Source organism: Campylobacter sp. BCW_6466, assembly GCF_001762835.1.
In the GTDB taxonomy this organism is placed as follows: Bacteria; Campylobacterota; Campylobacteria; order Campylobacterales; family Campylobacteraceae; genus Campylobacter_D; species Campylobacter_D jejuni.
Genome location: NZ_MJXO01000037.1, coordinates 1 through 23,663, shown reverse-complemented (window position 1 = coordinate 23,663; position 23,663 = coordinate 1). Strand labels below are relative to the sequence as shown.

The following is a 23,663-nucleotide window of genomic DNA, read 5'->3' as shown; positions in this document are numbered from 1 at the left end:
ATCAAAGCCATTTTTAAAGGAAAACCCCATGTATAACCCAAATTCAGCCATAGAAAGAGTGAAAAATCATCTTGCTTATAAGCTCGGTCAAACTATGATTGACTTTACAAACAATGGGGGGGGATACATAACGTTATTTAAAAAACTCTATAAAATTAAAAAACAACACAAAAAAGAACAAAAAATTTATCAACAAAGCATACAAGTTTTTCCTCAGCTCAAATATCCAAATTTAGAAACATGTAGTGATTATGAGCAAGCTTTAAGATATAAATTTCATTTATCTTATATGCTAGGTGAAGTTTTAATCAAAGCTGATAAAACTTGGTACAAAGGAAGTGGATTTAAACTAAAAAATGATATTAAAAAAGCTAAAAAAGAATTTCAAATTTTTAGAGAAATTTTTAAAGAATTCGATCAGATTAGCTCTAGCATCCTTGAAGGATTGATAGATAATAAACAATTATTCCTAAAAGAATTTCTAAGAATAAAAAATATATTAAAAATTCATCAAGATTATCAACCTATATTAGATAATATTTTTCATAATTTTAATTATTTTATACAAAATTTTGATCTTATAGAAGAATGGTTACTATCAGATGATTTTAATGAAAGATATAAAAAAGGAAATCATCCTTACCCTTCTTTACTTGATCCTAAGAAACTAAATGATGAAAACGAAAAAATTAATTATAAAAATATACCTGCTAAACTTGCATGGGACATGAATTTACCTTTACCTGATGGGTATAAGTTTGTGTATTTAGGATTTGGATTATCAGGACATTCAGCTTTGAATTTGTTTTTAAAAAAATCTTTAAATGTAGTTTCATACTTAAATTCCATAGAATATATCTATTCTTTTTTTAAGAGTGATGCTTGTTTTTTTATTTTTATTCATAGCATGAACGATATAGAAAAAGTCAAAAAATTTTTATATAGAATTTATAGTCAACCTGTATTATTTTTAACTAGAGATCCTATAGAAAGATTAAAGAATGGTATAAATCATGGCTGGTATGCTCACCCTCACCAAAACATCTTTGATACATATATTATTAAAGAATGCAAAATTGATGTTATTTTAGATCGAGTAAAGTATACAAATATTAAAGATTATAAGGTTTTATTTAACAATTTACAATTTTGGATAAATTCTGCTAGTTTTAACTATACAACAATAAGAAATTGTATAGATACACAGATATTTTATTTAGACATGAAAGATATTATGCCTAATAAAGCCTTTAACACAATAAAAAAATTATCCAAAATATTAAATTTTAATCCGCCTAAAGAGGAAAATAAAGATTTTTACGAAGAGATAAAAAGTTCTCATTTTCGATATATTTTACCTATTATATTAATCTACAATGATATTAAATTTTACGTAACTTTGAAAAACGAAAAAGAAAATAATTATATAGATGTAGAAAAATACTTTAATTTTCGTAATGAAATAAAAAAATATATTTGCTTCTCTGTTAGCCCATTAGATGAAGTTAAATTATTAAATTTTATAAATGATAAATACCTAAACGACTTTTTTAATAATTTTTTAAGTATTCTAAATAAAAAATTTATACATATAAAAAAATCCAAAATAACAACTAATGGAATTTTATGGTGCCTTAAAAAAAATAGTGAATTAAAAAAAATATTAAAGAAAATTCTAGATGAAGAACTAATTCACATCAAGCAACATCGTCCAGATATAGTAGCTTCTTGGAAGTATTATCAAGAATTTGAAAAAATGTGTAAGGAGTTAGATGGATAAAATTGCTTGCAAAACTTTTTCTAAAGAATTTGCCTTAGGGATTAAAAAATTATTTTTAAAACTATTATAGTTTTGCAGCTTCATTTTTAATTCATATAATAGATTATCTATATCTAAAACTACAGTTCCAAATCCATCTTTGTTATAGTTAAAATAACCTTGAGCATAAGTATGTTTTGTAAATAACTCATCTTTATCAAATTGATAATAAATCACAGGCTTTTTTAAAACAGCCATCTCAAAAGCCACACTTGAATAATCCGTTATCATTAAAGATGATTCACAAAAAAGCTTTTGCATACTTATTTCAATAGAAGGTATTATAATATAATTTGGTAAATCAAAACCTTCCACATAAGGTCTAATTTGTGGATGAGGATTAAAAACTATTTTATAATCATATTTTTCATATAATTCTTGTAACTTTTTACTGTATAAAAAAGAACCCCATCTATAAAAATACTCACTTTCATAAAATTTTGGATTAAATCTTCTTTTCATTAATTTTTTACTATAAGAACCTACTATGTATTCTCTCCAAGTAGGCATAATAAGAATTTGTTTAGTGTTTATTTTATTGTTTTTAAGTAAAGCATCCCATCTAGGAAATCCTGTTAATTTTACCTCTTTGGGAGTAAATTTATAACGATTAAAATCTCCTGCTATTGAATTGTACTCATCTTGCATTCCAGTAATAAATAAATCAATTTTTCTTTGATTCAACCAAGAAGATAAATCATTCTGGGTAATTCCATGTTGCAAAAATACAAAATCTTTAGTCTTTAAAGTATTTTCCCCTAAGGCTTCAAAAAAATATCTATCAATATGTGATGAAATGAGTTTATCAGCCTTAAAAACCAAATATTTAAATTTAAAACTTTTTGGATCAACCAGCTTAAAACCTTCTTTTTTTAGTCTTTTATAATCATGAGAATTTTTTCTAAGGACAAAGACGATATTTTTCTCAGGATGATTTTTCATAACATAGCGATATAAATGTTCAGCATTATCATCAGCCCTAAAAGGCATATCAGCAAAAAGCCATAATGATTTATTCTTAGCTCTTCTTTTTTTTAACTTTTTAATCTCATAAAAAATATCATAAAAAGTACATCTTTTTTCTTGATAGATTATATCAACCTTTTTATCATTAACAAAACAAATCATATTTTTAGCATCTATAAAAAATTTAAGCCAAATTCTTCTTTCATAGATAAAAACTCGGTTTAAAAAATCATATTGTCTGATTTTTGAACAAGTGATTTTAGCCAACCTATCATCAAAAAGCATTTTAATTTCATCATTAACATCTGCTGTATAAAATTTAATCAAAATTTCATCATTTTTATCATCCATTTGTTCAATAAAAACTTTATCTATAAGTACTTTTTCTTTTTTAAAACAATGCAAAAATCCCATTTTGTGTAAAAACAAAAAAGAATTGAAATTAAATTTTATTATATTTTCATTATCAATAAAATAACAAATTTGATCAAGTAAATCAAGATATTTATGAATTTTAGCTTGATTTATAAAAGATAATTTTTCAGGATGATTAACCAGTTCTTGCACCTGCCAAAATAATTCATACAAAATAACATTTTGTATGAAAATAGGAATTTTATCTTGCTTTGCTACGAAATTTAAAAGTTCCAAATATCCTTTTTCTAAAATTTCCAAATAGTCAAATTTATTTTCATTTTTTTTATCCAAAGTGGAACTTTTATCAAATCTTTTTCTATAAAAATATCTTGCATTTTTTAAAAATATAGATTTTAGATTTAAATTTTTAAATAAATAAGTATTAATAAATTTTCCATCTTCAAAATTTAAAGTCAAATTTTCATCAAAAAAAGTATCTTTAAGATAATCACATCTTAGAAAACATGATGCAGCTGAAAGTTGAATATTTTCATTTAATTTTATATTATCATAAACACTTTTTTGTCTTTTGAATTTAAAATTTAAAGCATGAGTATCTTTATATAAAATCTTTCTTTTTTCTCTATAAAAAATAATATTTGTAGCCACCATAACTATATTATTTTGTTTTTTTAAAAAACTATCTACCTCATAAAAATAATCCCTATCTAAAAAATCATCAGGGTCAGTAAAGGTTACCCAAGGAATATTTAAATCATTTTCTTTTAAATATTTTAAACCTAAATTCCTCGCACTTGCTTGACCACCATTTTTTTTGTATAAATAGATAATATTTTTTGGGTGTTTATTTTGATATTTTTTAATGATATTAGCTGAATTATCAGTAGAGCCATCATCAACACAAATTAGATAAATATTACTTTTAAAATCCAATCTTTGATTAATTATAGACTTAAAAAAATCATCTAAATATTTTTCTACATTATAAACCGCTGAAATTATGATATATTTATTATAGGCTTTGTATTTTTTAGGTTTAAATTGTTTTAGAAAATTTTCTAAGGAAATTAACAAACTTTTAAAGAAGAAAGATATATTTTTTTTGTACTTTGTTTTTAACAACATATCAATTTCTAGCATTTTTAGCTCTCAAATCCTCAAAAAAACCCTTAGGATTAAAAAATAATTTTCTTGCCAAGCGATAAAATTTAGTATGTGAAATCATAGCACCAAGATACTCTAAACCTAAAATTTTCATCAAAAATGAAAAAGGCTTTATACTCTTAAGCTCATGCAAATAAGGTTTATAAACAAAAGATCTTAAAGGATAAAAGCTTTTATCATGTTTTTGCGCCATCAATATTTTTTCTTTATCAATGATGATTTGATAAAAAATTCCCTCATGCTCAAAACTATAAAGCTCGTTAATCAAATAATAAAGCATTTCATACAAATCACACTTATCATCATTATTTTGGCTTAAAAAATCTAAGATAACTTTTTTTTCATCCTCTTTTAAAGTTAAGAAATATTCTTTCACTTGATAAAGTTCTTGCTCGCTTAAAATTAAATCTTGTTTGCAATCTAAATCTAAATTTTTTGCAAAAAACCAAGAATGAGGTAAAATTCCTTTTTGAAAATAAAAAATATCACAATAATCCATACTATCAAATTGTAGTTCTATACTTGCATCTAAAAATATTTTAGTGATTTTTTCTTGTTGTAAAAAATCCAACAAAAGTTCATATTTTAACTCTTTAGCTATGAAAAAATCACTTATATTTTTATAGATAATTTCTCCCACATAAACACTAATATCCTTAAAATCATAATTTTGATCTTTAAAAAGCATTAAAGCTTTTTTACCTTTAGCTTTAAAAACTTGTAAGGGTTTTAAATCGTGTTTTCTGATGTTTTTTAAATGCTTATAAAAAAGCTGATGATTCTTATCTTTATTTTGCATATAAGCGTTTTGATTGGGTTCTATATGATAAAAATGATACATATAAATTCCATAAAAACAAACTTCATAACCAAGTAATGAAAACCAAGATCTAAAACCTTTAAAATTAAAAAAATTCCAATTTCTAGCATCATAACTTAAATTAGTAGGCATTTTTTCAAAACTTGCACAAGCTTTTAAAATTCTAGCAAAAAGATCAAAATCTTCGTAACCGTGTCCGATAAAATTTTCATCATTTCCACCCAATCTTAAAAACTGATGTTTATTTATCACAATACTTGAAGTAGAACTTGGGGAAAAAAATTTTACCCAAGTATTTTTTGCTGTAAATAAATCCTCTTGTATCAAAATATCCCAAAATTCTTCATCGTATTGTTTTAATTTTTCATTAGCTTCTTTATTAAGATACACCACAGGCAAAACTATCAAAGCATTGATATTTTGAGAAATATTTTTAATTTGAATTAGTTTTAAAATTTTTTCAAAATTATCCAAAGAAATATAACAATCCACATCCAAAAACAAAAGAACATTTGAATGCGCATAACTTGCTCCTAAATTTCTGCATTTTCCTTGAGAAAAAGCTTTTTGATCCATATCTTTAAGATAAATATGATGGTTTGTTTGGATAAAATTTTTAAGATCGTGATCTTTAGATGAATATCCTTCAACAAAAATAAATTCTATATTCTCATCACTTTGAAAAGATTTAGCTTTTTGAAGAACTCTTTCTTCTATATAAGGACGTTCTCTACTTAAACCAAAAGGGATAATAACAGATAAAAGAGCCATTAAACATTTCCTATAGCATAAAGCTGGATGATCCCTACAACCCTTTCTTCTTTTCCTACTATAATTTCTTTAATTTTATGTTTTAGCATGATCTCCTCTGCTTCACTTGCCATAGCATCAGCATCAACTACTTTAGGATTTGTACTCATGATTTCTTTAGCCTTAAAATCAAATCTTGGCTTATCGCTTGTCTTTAAAGCACGACGCAAATCCCCATCGGTGATGATGCCAATCAATTTTTCATTTTCAAGCACTACGCAAAGTCCTAGCTTTCCACTAGTCATCACATCAACAAGATCGTTAAATTCGGTATCAGGATGCACTATAGGAAGGTTACTTGAAACCATAAGATCTTTTACCTTGGTTAAAAGCTTACGCCCCAAACTCCCTCCTGGATGAAAAAGGGCAAAATCATCGGGCTTGAAATTTCTTACCCTCATCAAAGCAGCCGCTAAAGCATCTCCCATAACCAAAGTTGCTGTTGTCGAAGACATAGGAGCAAGTTGCAAAGGACAAGCTTCCTTTTCCACAGCTATATTTAAAAATATATCTCCTTGTTTTACAAGAGTGGAATTTTTTTTACCACACATTACTATAAGTGGAATTTTACGCTTTTTTATAGCTGGAATGATTTTTAAAATTTCTTCAGTTTCTCCTGAATTTGAAATAGCGATTAAAACATCTTCGGGAGTTAACATTCCAAGATCTCCATGCAAAGCCTCTCCTGGATGGATAAAAAAGCTTGGTGTTCCTGTGCTTGCTAAAGTAGCTGCTATCTTAGCGCCTATATGACCTGATTTACCCATACCACTAACTATGCAACGCCCTTTAGTATTTAGCATCAAATTCACAGCTTGATTAAAATTTTCATCTAAATTTTTAGCCAAATCCAAAATAGCTTGCGTTTCTTTTTCAAAAACTTCTTTGGCTATTTCAAGAGTATTCATTATTTTTAAACCTTAAAGGTTAAGTACAACATTGGTTGCGATAGCAATTTGATAAAGAATTTGAGTTAACATTGAAAAAATTTGCAAATTCTCACTATCCACTTTTGGCAATACCAACATAGAATCGCCTGGTTTCATATCTATACCACTATGATATTTTTCAGCTTTTCCATTGCTTCGTATCACCAAAACTTTTGAAGTATCCGCTCTTTCTCCATAACCTCCTGCAAGATTGATATAATATCTTAAGTCTTTTCCCTTATCATACACAAAAGCCCCAGGTAAAGAAACCTCGCCTTGAACTATGACAAGATTATTCTTACTTGGTACATTAATAGTATCACCATCTTCTAAAATAACCGAATTATAAGACTTTGGATTGTCGATGACAATTTGACCCTTAGGCTCTACTTGTTTAGCTCTTTGGATAAATTCTAAAATCGTTTTTGCTTGTTGAGCTCTTATAGCTGCGCCTTGAGCTGTAACAGAACTGCTAGTTAAGGCCAGAGTTTCAAGCTCTTTAAGCTGAGCATTGATAAGTTCTTTTTGAATTCTAGCTACACTTTTTCTAAATACTTGCAAAGCTTGCATGTTTGATTGTGGATTAGCCTTGATTAGTTTAGAAATATCCTCTAAAGTCGTTCCTTTAGCCACAACTAAAGTTTTTAAACCATTATGCTCACCATTTATACTTATAGTTATATTTTCAGAAACATACTCAGGGCGAAATTCTACCTCATCTCCCGTTCTAAGCAAAACTTTTGAAAATTGCATTTTATTATAAGCACTGACATCAAGTTTATGATCTTCACCATAACTTTTTACGATAGCATTAGTCACGATAGGTTTAGCACCTGATACTCTAGCTAAGTCAGCTAAAGTTTTAATATCATTAGAAAGTTCAAAACGAAAAGGTTTTTGCACATCACCGTTAACAAAAGCGTAATTTTGAACATTTCCCACTAAGATAACATCTCCGCTTCTAAAAGGAAAAAGATCCATTTGCCCCTTTAGTAAAAAATCATATAAATCTATATTTTTTATCACGCTGTTATTGCGCAAAATTTGAATATCTCTAAAACTTCCATATTCTAAATTTATACCCCCTGCTTTATCAAGATACTGTATTACTGAATCCGAACTAAGTCCTTGATAAAGTCCTGGAGCATTAACACTTCCTGTTACAAAAACACTGACATTTTGATAAGCATTCATATCTGCATAAACAAAAACATTGCTTTTATAGATTTTATTAACACGTGCTTTTATAACACTTACAAGAGCACTATTTTTCACACCTAGTAAATTTACGGCTCCTACTTTAGGGATAAAAATATTTCCTTGAGAATCCACCACTAAAACTTGCGAAAACTCAACAGCTCCCCAAATTTTAAGACTGATTTGATCACCAACTGCGATCTTATAATCTGGGTTATAAACTCTTTGATTGTAATTTTTAAAATTTCCATTAAAAAGATGAGCACCAAATACTAAAATTTGATGAATTTTTGTAAGATTATTTTCTTTATTTGCTATATCATAATTTGAGCTTAAATTTTGATCTATACTAGTTGTAGTAGAACCTTGATCTTCCGCTGAAATGATTTGTGAAACATCTACAGCTCCAAAACATAAAATACAACTAAAAAATAAAATTAATATTTTTTTCATTTTAATACTTATGCTCCTCTATTATCATTTTAATAAATTTAACAATCCCAAAAATCAAAGATAATACAATAAATGCTGTTAAAATATCATAAATTCTTTCAGGATATTTTGCGCTTTCTGGAATATCTGGACTTTGAATGATGACAAGTTGTTTTATTTTTCTTAATGCTTCTATTCTAGCACTTTCATAAGCTTTTAAAGCTGCTTCATAAGCTTTTTGCGCAAAAGTAGCTTCTATAGTTAAATCCTGAAATTTAGCAGCCAAATCATTAAGCTTTTGAAAAGAATTGTTAGCTGAAATTTTAGATTTTTCCCTTAAAAGTTGTTTTTTGATTGCTTCAATTTCTGCTTTAAGTGCCACTACTTCAGGTGCTGCATCGTTCATATAGCTTTGTAAAGTTAAAAGTTTAGCTTCTTTTTGAGCTAAATTAGCCTCAATTTGCGCAACCAAGCTTGCTTTGGTTTCAGCTTGCTTTAAAGGATTAAAAACTCCATATTTATTTTGAAAAGCAATCAAATCATTTTGTGCTTTTTGATAACGTTCTTTGTATTTTTGTACTTCATTTTCAGCAAAAGCCATTTGTTCCCTAGCTGCTTTATGAGAAATTTCATTGATAAACTTTTCGCTTTCTTGCATAATAGTTTGAGCAATCAAATGAGCTGATTTAGGTGTAAAACCCTCTACTTCAACTTTTAAAAGTTTAGTGGTTTCATCCGTATGAACCTTAACTCTTGCTTGATAGTATTTAAGATAAGATTCTATCGAACTTGAATCCCAAATTTTAAAAGGTAAATCTATATGTTGTTCTTGATAAAGATTTTTAAGTTTGATTTTTTCATCCAAAATCTTTAACATATCACTTGATTCTATATAACCTTTTAGATAATTTAAATCTTCGCTTGCTGTAGAAGTACTACTAAGCAAAGACAAGATTCCACTTGTTTGAACACTTTCTCCACTTGTTGATCTAACATCTAAAATCATCGTGCTTACATATCTTGGTGCTGCAATCAATGTATAATAAATCACAACAAAAATCATTATAAACCAAACAATTTTAAAAGAATCAAATATGCTTAGATCTTTGATTTTTTCTAATAAAGTTTTATTTTCTTCCATTAAGCTTTTCCTTGATATACAGATATTCCTTCATCTATATCATCATAAACCGCAATTTGTCCATTTTTCATATAAATTATTTTATCACACCATTCTTTAATTTCAGCTACATCATGAGATACCATAATCACTTTTGATTTGCTTAATCTTTCCCTATATAATTTCACGCTTTTTTCCCTAAAAGCAGGATCTCCAACAGCCCCTGCTTCATCGATCAAATAATAATCAAAATCAAAAGCCATACTAAGTCCAAAAGCTATCCTAGCACTCATTCCCGAAGAGTAAGTCTTCATAGGCTCATCAAAAAATTTCCCAAGTTCTGCAAAATCTTCTACGAATTTTACTTTTTCTTGAAGTTCTTTACCCTTATATCCATACACTCTAGCTACAAATTTAGCATTATCTCTAGCGGTTAAAGAACCTTGAAAAGCTCCATTTAAACCCAAAGGCCAAGATAATTTTTTATTGGTAATTATCTTACCACTATCAGGAAGCTCTGCTCCACTTAAAAGTCTCATAAGAGTGGACTTACCTGCGCCATTACCTCCCATCAATCCTATACTACAATTTTCAGGGAATTCAAAAGTAAAATTTTTAAAAACATAATGCCTTCCACCGCTAAATAAAGGATAAGATTTAGTTAGATTAATTAGCTTTATCATTCTTTTTTTGCCGCCGTTAAAGCTTGTCTGTTATAGTAATAGACAAAAAGTCCTATAAACAAAACAAGTAAAATCCAAAATATAGCATAAAAATAACTATATTCATCTTGCAAAGGATAATTCTCAAAAAAATTAAATCTTAAAAGCTCCATTATGTGAAGCAAAGGATTATAATAAAATATATCAAGTAAAGGTCTTGGCATAAGCCAAGTAGGAAATATAATCCCAGAGCTCCAATAAAATACTATGCTAAAATAAGCTAATAAAATTCTTAAAGGCTCTACAAAATGCCAAATAATAGCAAAACAAATCCCCAAAGCAAAAGCTGAGCACATAAGTAAAAAAATACAAAATAAAACTCCAAGTAAATGAACAGGAAATACATCAAATCTAAAAAACCATCCCGCAAAAAAAAGCACAGTGATAAAAATCACAAAATAAATACAAAATTCAAGCAAAGTTCTAGCAATAAATACATGTATAGGCTTTACAGGTTTATAAGCAAAAAGAGCCAAATTTGCCTGAGTACCATTCATAAGTTGAGTTACTATACTTCTAAACATAAAATAAGGCATAATACCTGAAGTCAAAAACATAAAAATAGAAATTCCTTCAGGCATAACTTGATGATAATATTCTCTTATGATAGTGACAATTACCGTGATGGCAAGTGTTATTGACATTGGTTCTCCAACTACCCAAAGATAACCCAAATGCCTATTAGCGCCAAATCTAGTTTTTAACTCTCTAAAAAATAAAGCGTGAATTACATTTAACATTTATTTTCTATACCTAACAATTTACATAAAATATAATCATAACTCATTTTTTTAAACAAAACAATAAAAAATTACTTTCTGTAAAATTCAAGCTTTTTACTAAGCCCTAAAGCATTGTTAGTAAATTTAAGCCAAAAAAGCTCTAAGGCATAAATTTTTACACTTTTATCAAACTTAGCAAAGGGAAATTTAGAAAAATAAATTTTCATTTGTTCCTTGTTTGCGATTCTAAACTCGGCCTTAGCTTGCACACCTTTTAAAAAGGCTATTTTATTTTCTTTGGCTATATTAAGTGCTACACTTGAATTTTCACTGGCTAATCTTATGTGCTTAGTATCTTCATGAGAAGCGATAATAAAAGCTAAATTCTTCTCATCAAAAACATAAAAAGCACTAGCTGTATAAACACCTTTTTCATCAATCATAGCCCAAGATAAAAGCTGCTCATTTTTTATAAATTCTAAAATTCTTTCATCCATATTGTAAAAATTATACTAAAATATTTTTAAAAATAACCGATTTTTAATTTAAACTATAAATATAAGGGGAAGAAATGCAAATTGATGTTAGCAAAAACCAAAGTTTTTCGATGGATTATACAACAAAAAGTGGCAAACATTTAGCCCTTTCTATGTATGACAATCAAAACGTAAGTTATGCAAATAATGAAGAAGGTAAAACTCTTAATCTTAAGCGTCAGTATGGCTTTAGCTTTACTTTTGAAGGCTCTAAACTCACACAAAATGATCTTGATGAAATTAAAAATGCTATGAAAGAAGTTGAACCCATGATCAAAGACTTTTTAGCAAATTCTAAAGTCGGAGAGTTAAAGCCAAAAGAAATTATAGAATCAGCTATGCAAATGGCAAATGTTCTACCAACACCAAATGATGTAAACCATCAAAATGCTATTATGAATAATTTTACAAATAAACTCAGTGATTTACTAAAACAAAATCAAACAGATGATAAAGATATCAACACTTCTATGCTTGAAGATAGCAAAAAACTTCTCGATGAAGTTTTAGAACAAATGAAAAAACAACTTGAAAAACAACAAGAAAAAGCCAAGGAAAATCAAGATAAGACAGATGATAGTTTAAATCTTTACGCTTAAATCATATAATATTAAAAATTATCAAGGAGTTTTTAAATGACAAATATCGAAATTTTAGAAAATATGCTCAAACTCCAACAAAAACTCAACGATGAAACCAATGGCTTAAATTGGGAAAATGGCTATACCAAAGAAGGAAAACTGATCAGTTGGAGACGCTGTATTTATATGGAATGTGCAGAACTTATAGACTCTTTTGCATGGAAACATTGGAAAAACATTTCAAGTCCAACAAATTGGGAAAATGTACGCATAGAGATTGTCGATATTTGGCATTTTATCTTAAGTCTTTTACTTGAAGAATATCGCAATAAAAATGGAAATGATTTTAAAATTATAGCCAATGAAGTGATTTCAGTAAGTGTATTTCAGGATTTTTGCAAAGAAGAAGAGTATCCTAATGAGAGTGATATTTATGGTATTTTAAATGATATAGAGCTTATTATCCATAAATGCAGTGGCTTTGGATTTAATCTTGGAGAATTGCTTTCAACCTATTTTACCCTAGCTATTAAATGCGGGCTTAATCTTGAAATTCTTTATAAAACCTACATAGGTAAAAATGTTTTAAATATTTTTAGACAAAACCATGGCTACAAAGATGGTAGCTATAAAAAAACTTGGAATGGCAAAGAAGACAATGAAGTTTTAGCTCAAATTTTAGAACAAGAGCTTGATTTTGATACTATTTACAAAAAACTAGAAGAATGCTACAAAAAGGCATAATTTGGATATTTTAAAACTTGCGATCAAGGATTTTTTAAGTCTTAAATTTTTAAAATTTGCTTTAATTCCTTTGATTTTTAGCCTTATACTTATGCTTTTTTTAGGAGTACTTGGCTTTTCGGCTTTGCTGGATTATTTTAATTCTTTATTTAGCGTTAGAGAAGATTCGTTTTGGGCGTGGTTTTATGCCCTTCATTTTGTACAAATTTTAATCACCATTATAAGTTTTTTATTTTCAGGTTTTATTGTAATTTTTGCTTCAGTTTTTTTAGCCCTTTTTATCACTTCTTTTCTTACCCCTTTTATCGCTAAAGAAATCAACCAAAAATATTACCATTATGATAGTATAAACGAAGTTTCAACCCTAAAAACTATCTTTGAAATTTTTAAAATATTTATAAAATTTATAGGGATTTTTTTATTTTGCACTTTGGCTTTATTTTTACCTTTTATCAATATTTTTGTATATTATATTGCTTTTTATTATCTCTTTCACAAACTTTTAATGATTGATGTTGCAAGCACGATTTTAGACAAAGAAAGTTTTAAAAATTTTCATTCTGATTTTTCGCCTTTAGAGTTTAAATTTAGCACTCTTTGTTTTTATCTACTCTCATCAGTGCCACTTTTAGGACTTTTTTTGCAAGTATTTTTTGTGATTTTTCTCACACATTTAGGCTATCAAAGAATTTTAAAACTAAAAGCTAAGACTTGAAATATCGATTTTGTGATTATATAAATAAGCTCTTAAAAGTCTTGGGATTTTAGCTATTCTACACTCTTCTTTAAAATTTTTAGGTAATTTTTGACAAGTTTCATACTCAAAAACAATGGCTTGTTCGTTTTTATATACAAGTGCTATTTTACCACCTAAAACACAATCGCCCTTTAAAAGCTCCTTTCTTTGTGCTGTGCCCAAAAGTAAACCTTTCATTTTTACCGCTCTAGCAATCAAACTTTCGTTTTTAGGACAAATAAGAAGTCCTTGAATTTCTTTGATACTTTCAAAATCGTAAAGTTTTTTCCTATCTTCACCAAGATAAGAAAAGCTTCTTTTTAAACCTTGATGAAATTCACTCACAAAGACATTAGAAAAATTTTTTCTTATATAATTTCTAAAATATTTTTCATTTTCATTGCTTTCATCATGGAAATAAAAAATATCTTTTTCTTTTAAAAAAGATGAAATTTCATCTTTACTTATAAAGAGCAAAGGGCGTAACAGTGTATAATTTGAGCGTTTTTCATACTCTTGCATACCTAAAATTTCAGCCAAACCTGCACCTCGTGAAAGTTGCATCAAAAACCATTCAAATTGATCGTTTAAATGATGGGCTAAGATAAGATGATTATAATCTTGCTCAAGACAAATTTTTTCAAAAAATTCATAGCGAAAATCTCTGGCTTTTTTTTCAAAATTATTTTGAAATTTAGGAGCCTGTTTTATAAAAATTTTTTTATGAAATTTCAAAGCAAGTTCTTTAGCTTTTAACTCTTCTAAATCACTATTTTTTCTAGTTTTATAATTTATCATCACAAGATCAAAGTCGATCTTTTCTTGTATTAAAAGATAAAAAAGCGCACTAGAATCACTTCCATAAGAAAAAGCGAGTAAATTTTTACCCTTTTTTAAAAGGGCTAAAATCTCATCTTTAATTTGCATCTACTTTTCTTAAAGCCTTAGCAAGGAGCTTTTTGTCAAGGTTTTGTAAAATTTCACATTCATAAATTTGTCCCATTTCCAAATTTCCACATTCGCTTTCATTGATAAGAATTTCCCCATCAATCTCTCTATCCCATCTTAGATCTTTAGCTGCGATGAAAAACTCTCCCTCGCTACTTTCTCCCGTGCAAACTACCAAACGCTTTTGCCCTACTTCTTTTTCAAAACTTTTTTCTATCACTTCATCAACAATTTTTTCTATGATTTTAAGCCTTTTATTGATCACTTTAAAAGACACTTGCTCCATATCAAAAGCAGCCGTATCTTCTTCCTTAGAATACGCAAAAACGCTTATCCTATCAAAACCAAAGTCTTTAACAAATTCACAAAGCTCTTCAAAATCCGCCTCACTTTCACCTGGATGCCCTACAATAAAGCCCGTGCGTAAAAAACTATTTGGCGCACTTTTCATTAAATTTAGCATTTCTTTAAGTCTTGTGCTATTTGCCCCACGCTTCATGATTTTAAGCATATTATCACTTATGTGCTGCAAAGGCATATCAAAATAATTTACAAAAATTTCAGAAGCTATAATGCGTTTAATCAAAGCTTCACTCGCACTCGTAGGATAAAGATATAAAATTCTAGCCGCTCTTATGCCTTTGATTTTTTCCGCCTCATCGATTAAGTGTATAAGCCCATCTTTTTCACCCTTATCAAACAAATAAGAACTCGTATCTTGTGCGATAAAAGAAAAGTCCTTATAACCTCTAGCTACCAAATCTTTAAGCTCAGCTATAATGCTACTTATCTCACGAGATTTTAACTTGCCTTTAAAACTTGGGATGGCACAAAAAGAGCATTTTTGATTACAACCTTCGGCGATTTTTATAAAAGCATGCGAATTTGAACCTGTAATAATACGTTTGGAATTTTCACTCTGCAAATAAGTCGAATTTGAAAATAAATTTGTTTTTTTAAGTATTATTTCATCGATTCTTTCAAAATCACCCACACCTGTGAAAAGATCGACCTCAGGAAGTTCTTTCATAAGTTCTTCGCGGTAACGCTGCATCAAACAACCCGTAACCACCAAAAGAGAATCTTTTTTTCTTTGCTTGTGCAAATCCAAAATCGCATTAATGCTTTCTTTTTTTGCACTGTCGATAAAACCACAGGTATTTACGATTAAAACATCGGCTTTGCTTGGTTCATCGCAAAGTTCATAAGCACTAAGGCGTCCTAGCATGATCTCACTATCGACTAAATTTTTATTACAACCTAAAGACATAAGATAAAGTTTTGACATTTTTTTCCTATATTAAAGTTTTCTTTTGATATAATTTTTGACTTTAAAAATATAATTATAGCAAAGAAATTTTATGGATAATTACGAATTTAGCGAACTTTTAAAAACTTTAAAAAACAAAGTCGGCAACATAGCCTCCATCATCAAGCCTGAAAATATCAAAACAAGGCTTAAAGAAATCGAAGAGCTTGAAAATTCTCCTTCTTTTTGGAGTGATGTTAAACAAGCAGGAATCATAGGCAAAGAAAAAACCAAAATCATCAATCTACTTAAAAACTATGAAAATGCTTTTAATGCCCTAAATGACGCAAACGAACTTTTCGATCTAGCCAATAGTGAAAACGATACAGAAACGCTTGAAGCTTTATTTAATGACGCACCAAAGCTTGAAGATACTATCACAGGTCTTGAAATTTCCATGCTTTTAAGCGGAGAAAATGATGGTAAAAATGCCATTGTTTCCATTCACCCAGGTGCGGGCGGAACGGAAAGTAATGACTGGGCAAGCATACTTTATAGAATGTATTTAAGATTTTGCGAAAGAGAAGGTTTTAAAGTCGAAACTCTAGACTTTCAAGAAGGCGAAGAAGCAGGACTTAAAGATGTGAGCTTTTTGGTTAAGGGCGAAAATGCTTATGGTTATTTAAAAGCTGAAAATGGCATTCATCGCTTGGTAAGAACTTCTCCTTTTGATAGTGCAGGACGCCGTCATACAAGCTTTTCAAGTGTTATGGTAAGCCCTGAACTTGATGATGATATAGAAATTGAAATCGAAGAAAAAGATATAAGAATAGATTATTACAGAGCAAGTGGTGCAGGCGGACAACATGTTAATAAAACAGAATCAGCCGTGAGAATCACACATTTTCCAACCGGCATAGTCGTACAATGTCAAAACGATAGAAGTCAGCACAAAAACAAAGCTACCGCTTTTAAAATGCTAAAATCTCGCCTTTATGAACTTGAACTCATGAAACAACAAGATAGCGCTAATGCTGGAGAAAAAAGCGAGATAGGCTGGGGGCATCAAATCCGCTCTTATGTGCTTTTCCCTTATCAGCAAGTCAAAGACAATCGTAGTGGAGAAGCTTTTTCTCAAGTGGATAATATCCTTGATGGAGATATTAAGAAAATGATAGAAGGCGTTTTGATTGCTTTAAAAGCAGAATGATAAAAGGATTAAAATGACTTTCAATCTTACCCATTTAAGACAACTTGAAAGTGAGTCTATTTTCATAATGCGTGAAGTAATATCTGAATTTGAAAAGCCAGCTATGCTTTATAGCATAGGTAAAGATAGTTCAGTGATGCTTCATCTTTTACAAAAAGCTTTTTATCCAGCTACTCCTCCTTTGCCTTTAGTGCATGTAGATACGACTTGGAAATTTAAAGAAATGATAGAATTTCGTGATAAAAGAGCTAAAGAACTCGGTATAGAACTTATCGTTTATACTAATCCAAAAGGCAAAGAAATAAATATATCCCCTTTTACACATGGCTCAAATATGCATACAGATATCATGAAAACCGAGGCTTTAAAGCAAATGCTTGATTTATACCAATTTGATGCTGTTTTTGGAGGAGCTAGACGCGATGAGGAAAAATCGCGAGCAAAAGAGAGAATTTATTCCTTCCGTGATGAAAATCATGCTTGGGATCCTAAAAATCAACGCCCAGAACTTTGGAATTTATATAATGGACGCCATAAAAAAGGAGAATCCATAAGAGTTTTTCCGCTGAGCAATTGGACTGAACTTGATATTTGGCAGTATATATACCTTGAAAATATTCCTATACCAAGTCTTTATCTTGCCAAAAAAAGACCTATAGTTGAATACATGGGAACAAAAATTTTAGTTGATGATGATAGAATGCCAAAAGATTTAGCAAAAAATGCTAAAGAAGAAATGGTAAGATTTAGAACTTTGGGTTGCTATCCTCTAACTGGAGCCATAAATTCAAATGCTACAAGTGTTTTAAATATCATAGAAGAACTACTTCTAGCTACAACCAGTGAAAGACAGGGAAGACTTATAGATAGTGATGAAGAATCTAGCATGGAAAAGAAAAAACAACAAGGATATTTTTAATGCGAAGTGTAGAAAATTATCTAAAAGAACATGAAAATAAAGAACTTTGTCGTTTTATCACTTGTGGTAGCGTTGATGATGGAAAATCCACTCTTATAGGAAGATTGCTTTATGATACTAAAGCTCTTTTTAGTGATCAATTAAGCACCTTAGAAAAAGATAGTAAAAAAATGGGGAATGCCGGAGATAAACTTGATTTTGCACTTTTAGTAGATGGGCTTGCAAGCGAAAGAGAACAAGGCATTACCATAGATGTGGCTTATAGATTTTTTACCAGTAATAAACGCAAATTTATTATAGCTGATACCCCAGGGCATGAACAATACACTAGAAACATGGCAACAGGAGCAAGTACAGCAGATATTGCTATTATTTTAATTGATGCAAGAAAAGGGGTTTTAAAGCAGACTAAAAGGCATTCTTATATAGTGAGCTTACTTGGTATTAAAAATTTTATCATTGCCATTAACAAAATGGATCTAGTTTCTTACGAAGAAAAAATCTTTAATAATATTTGTAAAGATTATGAAAAAATCATCCCTTATTTGCAAGAAGATATCCAAACACACTTTATTCCCATTTGTGCTTTAAATGGTGAAAATATCACTCAAAAAAGTAGAAATTTATCTTGGTATAAAGGTGAAACTCTACTTGCACTTTTAGATGAAATTAAAATAAATAAAATCATTCAAAATGATTTTATCATGCCTGTGCAGTATGTTAATCGTCCGCATTTAAATTTTCGTAGTTTTTGCGGAAATATAGCAAGTGGTTATGTAAAATTACAAGATGAAGTTATAGTCTTGCCTTCTATGCAAAAATCTAAAATTAAAAGTATCATTACAAATGATATTAAAGATTTAAGAACTTTAGATGAAAATAAAATCATTCCAAGTCAAAATGAAGCCTGTGTTAATATGGCCGTAAGTTTATGTTTAGAAGATGAAATCGATATTTCTAGAGGCGATATTTTAGCATCTATCAACCATGATCTTAAAATGAGCAATGCTTTTGAAGCTATGATTATATGGATGAGTCAAAAACAATTAGATCTTAATGAAAATTATCTTATAAAAAGAGCTCATAATCTTTGCAATGTTAAATTTGAAAATATTAACTATAAAAAAGATATCAATACTTTTAAAGAAGAAAATGCCTCAAATTTAATACTTAATGATATTGCAAATTGTACTTTAAAACTAGATAAAAATTTAGCACTTAAAGAGTATAAAGATAATAAAACCTTAGGATCATTTATTATTATCGATAAATATAGCAATGAAACCTTGGCCGCAGGTATGATAATAAAAATTTTAAATTCACAGCAAAGCCAAAGAATTTACACTCAAGCTGAAATAGAACTTAACGCTTTTATAAGAAAAAACTATCCGGAATGGGGGTGTAGAAAAATATGAAAATCATAGTAGGTATCACGCTTTTAATTCTACTTATATTGCTCATACTCAACAAAATAAAGCCTGCTGTTTTATTTGGAAGTTTGGCAGGATTTTACTATGCTTTAGGTTATCTTGATTTTAAAACTTGGATAAGTTCTTATACAAATAATTCTTTAATTTCACTCATGTTGCTACTTTTAGTTTCTATTGCTGTTGAAAAAACTATCATTATAGAATGGGCAAGTAAGTTTATCATAGGAAAGAACTATAATCTTTCTCTTTTGAGACTAGGTGTAATTACTTGTGCAGTTTCAGCCTTTTTAAACAATACCGCAGTAGTAGCAAGCTTTATGGGTATAGTAAAAAACAATAAATTTCAAGCTCCTTCAAAGCTTTTAATCCCTCTTTCTTATTTTGCCATAGTAGGTGGTGTTATCACTCTTGTGGGAACTTCTACAAATTTAATCATCAATTCCTTTGTAGTACAAAATGGACTACCGAGTCTTAAAATGTTTGATTTTTTTTATATAGGTATAGCTTTAAGCATAGGAATGATTTTGGTTTTGATGATTTTTAGTAAATTATTGCCTCATTATGAAAATAAAGATAAAAATATAAAAGAATATTTAATCGCTTTAAAAGTTTTAGAAAATAGCTCTTTAATAGGCAAGAGCATAGAAGAGAACAAACTTAGAAATTTAGAGTTTTTATTTTTGGTAGAAATTCAAAGAAACAATCAAAGCATCACTCCCGTTTCACATAATGAAATCATAAATGCAAAAGATACACTTATATTTAGTGGAGATATTTCACAACTTGAAACTCTAAATAAATTTGATGGCTTAAAACTTGCAGATGGTTATGAGTTGAAAGAAAGTAAATTTATCGATGCAATCATTTCTCCAACTTCTAATTTAATTGGAAAAAGCGTAAAAGAAGCTAATTTTAGATCTAAATTTGACGCAGCTATTATTTCTTTACAAAGAGGAGATGTGCATATCAAAAAAATTGGCGAAAGTATTTTGCAAGCTGGAGATAGAATGATTTTAGCTGTGGGTAAAGATTTTATCCTAAGAGATAATTTGGCTAAAAATTTTTATTTACTTTCAAATATCAAACAAAATGAAAAGCTTGATGCTAAAAAAAGCTTATTAACCATAATGGCTTTTTTAAGTGTTATTGTTTTTTCGGCTTTCAATTTTATCTCTTTTACCAAGGCTTTGCTTATTTGTTTAGGCTTTTTACTACTTTGCAAATTTATCAAGCTTGATGAAATAAAAAGGCGTTTTCCTTTTGATATTTTTATCATAGTAGGCTCTTCTTTGGCAATTACTAAAGTACTTGTAGATAGCGGACTTGCCAAAGATTTAGCTCAACTTATCACAGGTTTTTTTGGACATTATGGAGTTTATGGAAGTTTTATAGGAGTTTATCTTTTAACTCTACTTTTAACTGAGTTTATTACCAATAACGCTGCTGCAGCCTTAGCTTTCCCTATAGGTTTTGCCACAGCTCAAGCTTTAGGAGTAAATCCTTTGCCTTTCATCTTTGCTGTAGCTTATGGAGCTAGTGCTGGATTTATGATACCACATGGATACCAAACTCATTTAATGGTTAGCTCGCTTTGCGATTATAAAATGACAGATTTTATAAAAATAGGTGCCATTGTTTCTATCATATATAGTGCTATAGTTCTCGTAGGCGTACCTTTAATCTTTAATTTTTAGGATTATTTATGGATAAAAATCTTACTTGGCATAATACAAATATCACCAAAGAACAAAGATCAAAACTTAAAAATCAAAAACCTTGTGTACTTTGGCTAACAGGACTTAGTGCAAGCGGAAAATCAACCATTGCTAATGCCTTAGAACAGAAATTACATGAGCTTGGTTTTCATACTTATTTACTTGATGGAGATAATATTCGCATGGGTTTAAATAAAGACTTAGGCTTTGATGAAAGCTCAAGAGTGGAAAACATAAGACGCATAGCAGAACTTTGCAAGCTTTTTGTTGACAGTGGTTTGATTATACTAAGCGCTTTTATCTCACCCTTTAAAAGCGATAGAGCTTTAGCAAGATCTTTGGTAAAAAAAGATGAATTTATAGAAATTTTTATAGATACGCCTTTAGAACTCTGTGAAAAAAGAGATCCCAAAGGACTTTATAAAAAAGCAAGAAATGGTGAAATAAAAAATTTCACAGGTATAGACAGCCCTTATGAAAAACCTCAAAATCCTGAAATTCACTTGCAAAATTTCAAAGCTGAGCTTAATCAAAATATAGATATAATCTTGAACTATCTTAAAGAAAATGGATATATTAATGCTTGAAAAAATAAATTTAGATGAGATTAAAAACATAGCTTTAAAGGCTGGGGAAGCTGTCATGAAAATTTATAATAAAGATTTTAAGGTTTCTTATAAAGATGATAATTCTCCTTTAAGCGAAGCTGATCTTGTATGTAATTCTATAATTTGCAAAGATACCCCTGTGGTTTGGAGTGGTCTATGCTCCTGCCATTGAAACGCTTTATAGTGCAAAAAAGGGTTTTGGAGCTTTTAAAAACGAAATAGCTTTACCTTTAAAACACTTAATCATCAAACTTATAAAATAGTTGCTAGTAAATCTCATATGAGCGAAGAAACTAAGAAATTTATAGATAATTTACAAACACCATTAAAAAAGGAACTTATACTTTGAAAATTTGTCTTGTTGTTAATGATGAAGCAAAATGCTATTCTCGTCTTTCTACTACCATGGAATGGGATACGGCCGCCGCTGATGCTATAGCAGGGGGGGGGAGCGGAAAAATAATTTGTGAATATGAAAATAAAAAAGTTTTATTATATAATAAAGAAAATTTAAGAAATCCTTATTTTATAGTGGAGTAAAAATGACTTGTTATTTACACATAGGAATGCCAAAAACAGGAACTACAAGCATACAACAATTTTTAAAATTAAACTATAATATTTTATTAGAAAAGCAATGCTTATTTCCCATATCAACACTTTTAAATGGAAATCATTATCCACTGGGTACAAATGTTGCACAGCACTTCAAATAAAAAATAATAAAATATAATTATAATTTGGAGAGAATAATTTATAATAACAGAAAACAAATATATTCTAAATAAATGTATTTCTGAAATAAAAAAAATATAAAAATATTTCAAATATTATTTTTTCATGTGAAAATTTTACAATCGATATAACCAATCTAAGGGAAATAATAAAACTTCGTAGAATACTCCGATTAATGGGTATGAAAAATATCAAAATTATAATTTACCTAAGACCATTAACAGACTTTCTGGCATCATGGTATTCTCAAGATATAAAACATGGTGCTTATAACCCTGACTATCTCGATAATATAGGCAAAAAAGAAATAAATCATATGTGTGACTATAAAAATTTAATAGAGATGTTTTGTAATGTTTTTGGAAAAGACAATATAATTGTAAAAAATTCGAAAAAAGCATTTTTCAAGAAGATTTACTAAAAGATTTTATACATACTCTAGGATTAAATTGGAATCAAAAATTTATAATACCAAAAAAGCAAAATGAAAGTTTAAATTTGCTCAGCATGGAACTTCTAAAAGCATTAAACAGAATAATACCTCGATTTTTACCAAATTTTACACTTAATCCAAAAAGAATAGAAATACAGTCTTTAATACAAGATAAATTTTATCCACTTAATAAAAATAATGAATTTAAGTTTCAACTACCTATAAAGACTATAAAACTTTATGAAAACTATTTCAAAGATTCACAAGAATGGATTAGAAAAGAATTTTTTCCACATAAAGAAAGATTATTTCCCAAAAAAGATATGAGCACTTATAAAGAAAACTATGAGCTTAGAGAAATGAAACCAGAATATTGGGATAAAATAGCTGAATTTATAGCAGATATTATCAAAATAAAAAACGAAAGTATTCTTAGTCTTAATCAAACTTTAGAAATTAAAAATCAAGAATTCAGTAATCAAACCAATCAAATTCATAATTTAAATACATCATTAGAAAATAAAGAGAGCCTATTAACTATAAAGGAAAATCAAATTCATGGTTTAAATGAAACACTAAATTTCCAAAATAATTACGGAAAAGCTAAAACAAGAATTCAAAACCAACTTTCTTATAAACTAGGACAAGCTTTGATTATAAATTCTAAAAGTGTATTAGGTTTTCTATCTTTACCTTTTATAATATTAAGTATTGTTATTTCACATAAACAAGAACAAAAA

General features: G+C 28.7%; 22 protein-coding genes and 1 pseudogene. 13 read left to right on the top strand and 10 right to left on the bottom strand.

Annotated elements, in window-relative coordinates; translation table 11 throughout:
- Window positions 1-28: 28 nt before the first annotated feature.
- Entirely contained in the window at window positions 29-1,780 is a 1,752-nt protein-coding gene (locus AJ887_RS04000) for a DUF2972 domain-containing protein (protein WP_070284855.1), read from the top strand.
- Here AJ887_RS04000 and AJ887_RS03995 read toward each other — a convergent pair.
- From AJ887_RS03995 to AJ887_RS03960, 8 genes are all read right to left on the bottom strand, one after another.
- Complete coding sequence (locus AJ887_RS03995; protein WP_070284856.1) at window positions 1,769-4,288, bottom strand: CDP-glycerol glycerophosphotransferase family protein; 2,520 nt, start codon at window positions 4,286-4,288, stop codon at window positions 1,769-1,771. The two genes, AJ887_RS04000 and AJ887_RS03995, sit on opposite strands and share 12 nt — an antisense overlap.
- 1 nt (window position 4,289) lies before the next feature.
- The gene (locus tag AJ887_RS03990) at window positions 4,290-5,918 is read right to left on the bottom strand and encodes a glycosyltransferase (protein WP_070240430.1); all 1,629 of its coding nucleotides are present in this window, start codon (window positions 5,916-5,918) and stop codon (window positions 4,290-4,292) included.
- Complete coding sequence (locus AJ887_RS03985) at window positions 5,918-6,865, bottom strand: SIS domain-containing protein (RefSeq protein WP_070240428.1); 948 nt, start codon at window positions 6,863-6,865, stop codon at window positions 5,918-5,920. Before AJ887_RS03985 ends, AJ887_RS03990 begins: the two co-directional genes overlap by 1 nt.
- 12 nt (window positions 6,866-6,877) lie before the next feature.
- Window positions 6,878-8,536, bottom strand: a complete 1,659-nt coding sequence (locus AJ887_RS03980; RefSeq protein ID WP_070240427.1) for a polysaccharide biosynthesis/export family protein — start codon at window positions 8,534-8,536, stop codon at window positions 6,878-6,880.
- 1 nt (window position 8,537) lies between these two features.
- Complete coding sequence (locus AJ887_RS03975; protein ID WP_070240426.1) at window positions 8,538-9,656, bottom strand: capsule biosynthesis protein; 1,119 nt, start codon at window positions 9,654-9,656, stop codon at window positions 8,538-8,540.
- Entirely contained in the window at window positions 9,656-10,318 is a 663-nt protein-coding gene (locus AJ887_RS03970) for an ABC transporter ATP-binding protein (protein ID WP_044779288.1), read from the bottom strand. Before AJ887_RS03970 ends, AJ887_RS03975 begins: the two co-directional genes overlap by 1 nt.
- On the bottom strand, window positions 10,315-11,097 hold the full coding sequence (locus tag AJ887_RS03965; protein WP_044779289.1) for an ABC transporter permease: 783 nt from the start codon (window positions 11,095-11,097) through the stop codon (window positions 10,315-10,317). The genes AJ887_RS03970 and AJ887_RS03965 overlap by 4 nt, the downstream gene beginning before the upstream one ends.
- Window positions 11,098-11,168: 71 nt before the next feature.
- A complete protein-coding gene (locus tag AJ887_RS03960) occupies window positions 11,169-11,576 on the bottom strand; it encodes a hypothetical protein (protein WP_044779290.1) in 408 nt (135 codons plus the stop codon).
- A 74-nt stretch (window positions 11,577-11,650) separates the two neighbouring features.
- Here AJ887_RS03960 and ciaI point away from each other — a divergent pair, with 74 nt between their 5' ends.
- The 3 genes from ciaI to AJ887_RS03945 are packed head-to-tail and all read left to right on the top strand — an operon-like array spanning window position 11,651 to window position 13,655.
- Window positions 11,651-12,214 carry an intracellular survival protein CiaI gene (gene ciaI / locus AJ887_RS03955; RefSeq protein WP_044779291.1) on the top strand — a complete coding sequence of 188 codons (564 nt, stop codon included), beginning with the start codon at window positions 11,651-11,653 and terminating at the stop codon, window positions 12,212-12,214.
- A 36-nt stretch (window positions 12,215-12,250) separates the two neighbouring features.
- On the top strand, window positions 12,251-12,940 hold the full coding sequence (gene dut / locus AJ887_RS03950; RefSeq protein ID WP_070240425.1) for a dUTPase: 690 nt from the start codon (window positions 12,251-12,253) through the stop codon (window positions 12,938-12,940).
- A 1-nt stretch (window position 12,941) separates the two neighbouring features.
- A complete protein-coding gene (locus AJ887_RS03945; protein WP_070240424.1) occupies window positions 12,942-13,655 on the top strand; it encodes an EI24 domain-containing protein in 714 nt (237 codons plus the stop codon).
- Here the strand turns inward: AJ887_RS03945 and tilS are convergent.
- Both tilS and rimO read right to left on the bottom strand, forming a co-directional pair.
- Window positions 13,638-14,603, bottom strand: a complete 966-nt coding sequence (tilS, locus tag AJ887_RS03940) for a tRNA lysidine(34) synthetase TilS (RefSeq protein ID WP_070240423.1) — start codon at window positions 14,601-14,603, stop codon at window positions 13,638-13,640. The two genes, AJ887_RS03945 and tilS, sit on opposite strands and share 18 nt — an antisense overlap.
- Window positions 14,593-15,912, bottom strand: a complete 1,320-nt coding sequence (rimO, locus tag AJ887_RS03935; protein WP_070240422.1) for a 30S ribosomal protein S12 methylthiotransferase RimO — start codon at window positions 15,910-15,912, stop codon at window positions 14,593-14,595. The genes tilS and rimO overlap by 11 nt, the downstream gene beginning before the upstream one ends.
- Before the next feature lie 73 nt (window positions 15,913-15,985).
- Between rimO and prfB the strand changes: the two genes are divergently transcribed.
- The 9 genes and pseudogenes from prfB to AJ887_RS10370 form a co-directional block, all read left to right on the top strand.
- Window positions 15,986-17,083 carry a peptide chain release factor 2 gene (prfB, locus tag AJ887_RS03930; protein WP_070240421.1) on the top strand — a complete coding sequence of 366 codons (1,098 nt, stop codon included), beginning with the start codon at window positions 15,986-15,988 and terminating at the stop codon, window positions 17,081-17,083.
- Between the two features lie 13 nt (window positions 17,084-17,096).
- Window positions 17,097-18,002 carry a sulfate adenylyltransferase subunit CysD gene (cysD, locus tag AJ887_RS03925; RefSeq protein WP_070240420.1) on the top strand — a complete coding sequence of 302 codons (906 nt, stop codon included), beginning with the start codon at window positions 17,097-17,099 and terminating at the stop codon, window positions 18,000-18,002.
- Complete coding sequence (gene cysN / locus AJ887_RS03920) at window positions 18,002-19,417, top strand: sulfate adenylyltransferase subunit CysN (RefSeq protein WP_070240419.1); 1,416 nt, start codon at window positions 18,002-18,004, stop codon at window positions 19,415-19,417. The genes cysD and cysN overlap by 1 nt, the downstream gene beginning before the upstream one ends.
- Window positions 19,414-21,126, top strand: a complete 1,713-nt coding sequence (locus AJ887_RS03915; protein WP_070240418.1) for an SLC13 family permease — start codon at window positions 19,414-19,416, stop codon at window positions 21,124-21,126. Before cysN ends, AJ887_RS03915 begins: the two co-directional genes overlap by 4 nt.
- Before the next feature lie 8 nt (window positions 21,127-21,134).
- Complete coding sequence (cysC, locus tag AJ887_RS03910) at window positions 21,135-21,734, top strand: adenylyl-sulfate kinase (protein WP_070240417.1); 600 nt, start codon at window positions 21,135-21,137, stop codon at window positions 21,732-21,734.
- Complete coding sequence (locus AJ887_RS10380; RefSeq protein ID WP_148115614.1) at window positions 21,727-21,927, top strand: hypothetical protein; 201 nt, start codon at window positions 21,727-21,729, stop codon at window positions 21,925-21,927. Before cysC ends, AJ887_RS10380 begins: the two co-directional genes overlap by 8 nt.
- A gap of 173 nt (window positions 21,928-22,100) precedes the next feature.
- Window positions 22,101-22,295 carry an inositol monophosphatase family protein gene (locus tag AJ887_RS10375; RefSeq protein WP_261659775.1) on the top strand — a complete coding sequence of 65 codons (195 nt, stop codon included), beginning with the start codon at window positions 22,101-22,103 and terminating at the stop codon, window positions 22,293-22,295.
- A 2-nt stretch (window positions 22,296-22,297) separates the two neighbouring features.
- Window positions 22,298-22,471: a hypothetical protein gene (locus AJ887_RS10190; RefSeq protein ID WP_186820766.1), complete on the top strand. Its 174-nt coding sequence runs from the start codon at window positions 22,298-22,300 to the stop codon at window positions 22,469-22,471.
- Window positions 22,472-22,997: 526 nt separating this feature from the next.
- A pseudogene (locus AJ887_RS10370) lies at window positions 22,998-23,663 on the top strand (glycosyltransferase family 2 protein); the annotation flags it as partial.